The organism is Mesorhizobium sp. M1A.F.Ca.IN.020.06.1.1 (genome assembly GCF_004023265.1).
Taxonomy (GTDB): Bacteria; Pseudomonadota; Alphaproteobacteria; order Rhizobiales; family Rhizobiaceae; genus Mesorhizobium.
Window position 1 is genome coordinate 1 of record NZ_RZSR01001199.1, and the last position, 1,513, is coordinate 1,513.

At 66.3% G+C, this 1,513-nt stretch carries 1 protein-coding gene and 1 pseudogene; both read right to left on the minus strand.

The genetic code is table 11. The features are described 5' to 3' along the window. Positions 1 to 455 (minus strand): annotated as a pseudogene (locus EOA60_RS32430) (aminomethyl transferase family protein); the annotation flags it as partial. A gap of 1 nt (position 456) precedes the next feature. After that, on the minus strand, positions 457 to 1,513 hold a 1,057-nt coding region (locus EOA60_RS32435), incomplete at its 5' end, for an NAD(P)/FAD-dependent oxidoreductase (protein ID WP_164899752.1).

Below are 1,513 nucleotides of genomic sequence, written 5' to 3' on the forward strand. Positions count from 1 at the left end.
TGCCGCTCCTGCGAGCACAGCCGAAAGCGCGTCGGCGACAGCCGGAACAGCGTGCCGTCATCGAGGACGAAACCCTCGTCGTCGCACCAGGCGGTGTAGTGGACGCGGCCCGGCTTCAGTCTGGTCACGTCGCGCAGCGTGACACGGTCGAGATAGGCTTCAGCGTCCGGACCCTCGATCCGGTATTTCGTCATCGGCGAGATGTCGAAGAGTGCCGCCTGGCTGCGAATGGCAAAATACTCCAGCTCCTCGTCCCAGAGCGAATGCGGCGCGCGGTAGCCGGCCCAGTTGTACCAGTCGTTTGTCAGCGCCAGCGCGTCGATGCGCGGCTGGAAAGGTGTGCCGAGCCGAAGCGTGCGGAAGTGGGATTGCGCAAGGGTGCGGGCGGAATTGATTTTCACATGAGTATTCGTGTTGGCGTCGTAGAGCGCTGCGTTTGTGAATGGCGAAATCATCTCATGCCCTCATCGCGATGATGCGGCGTGCGGCGTTGAGGCCGGGGGCGCCGGAGATGCCGCCGCCGGGATGCGAACCGGCGCCGGCAAGGAACAGCCCTTCGAGCGGCGTGTCGTAGCCCGACCAACCGGAGACCGGCCGCGACATCAGCATCTGGTCGGCCTGCAACTCGCCGTGGTGCCAGTGGCCGCCAGGCATTCGGTAGCGTCCCTCGATGTCGTCCGGAGTCAGCAACTCGGCATGACGCACCGTGGCGCCGATGCCAGGCGCATAGGCTTCGAGCTGCGCCATGATCGCCTTGAGGAACTGCGGCTTGCCGGCGGTCCAGCCCTGTTTCAGCGCATAGGGCGCGTACTGCACGACCGCGGACAGCACGCAGGCGCCGGAGGGTGCCAGCGAAGGATCGACCAGGCTGGGCAGCGTGATCTCCATCACCGGCTCGGGCGAGAACTCGCCATATTTCGACGGGTTGAAGGCGCCCTCGACATGGTCCGGCGAAGGCGCGATGACGAGTCGGCCCTTGTGGCCAGCGGCGTCGACGCCGGCAAATTGCGGCGGCCGGTCGAGCGCGAGATGGAGCTTCGCCGCATCGCCCTTCATCCGGATGTTCTTCACCTTGCGCACGAAACCGGTGTCGACCTCGCGCGGCCCAGCCAGATTGAGGATCGTCGTTGCGGGATTGATGGCCGAGACGACCGCTTTTGCGCGCAGCGCTTCGCCGCCCTGCGTGACGACACCGACGGCACGGCCCTTCTCGACGACGACCTTGGCGACCGGCGAAGCCAGACGGATCGAAACACCCGCTTGCTCGGCCGCCGAGCGGATGGCGGCAACGACCGCGCCCATGCCACCCTTGGGCTGTATCTGCGCGCCGGCGAACCCGCCGATCTCGCCAGCGAGCCGATAGTAGAGGCCGAGCAGCGATGTCGGCGAGCGCGGACCGAGATGGCTGCCCAGTGTCGCGTCGAAAGCGAGCAGGCCTTTCAGCCTGTCGTCGGAAAGCTGCTCGTCGAGCAGGTCGTAGACGTTCATCACGCGCACGCGCAGGAAGTCGCGC